Genomic DNA, 214 nt, shown 5'->3' on the forward strand with positions numbered 1-214 from the left:
ACCACCTGACCAGGCATCACGCTGATCGCCAGCGGTTGCCCGGTCAGGCCGCACTGCGTCAGCCAGTCCTCTGGCAGAGACAGCTTGCCGTTATCCCGTATCTAGTTCACGTAACCACAGCCAGCCAGAACCCGGTTTAAAATTCGCCGGCCAGCTTCTGGATGAAGAATCGGGGCTGCACTACAACCGCTTCCGCTACTACGACCCGCAGGCC

General features: G+C 60.3%; 2 protein-coding genes. One reads left to right on the top strand and one right to left on the bottom strand.

Annotated features, from left to right (window positions below; genetic code table 11):
* A partial coding sequence (locus tag DBA33_RS21140) for a SymE family type I addiction module toxin (RefSeq protein ID WP_120807138.1) occupies positions 1–101 on the bottom strand: 101 nt, incomplete at its 3' end.
* Here DBA33_RS21140 and DBA33_RS21225 point away from each other — a divergent pair.
* Positions 71–214 (top strand): RHS repeat-associated core domain-containing protein (locus DBA33_RS21225; protein WP_276148150.1); only part of this gene is annotated, 144 nt, incomplete at its 3' end. The genes DBA33_RS21140 and DBA33_RS21225 overlap by 31 nt on opposite strands.

This window comes from Yersinia sp. IP36721 (genome assembly GCF_003634395.1).
Classification (GTDB): Bacteria; Pseudomonadota; Gammaproteobacteria; order Enterobacterales; family Enterobacteriaceae; genus Yersinia; species Yersinia entomophaga.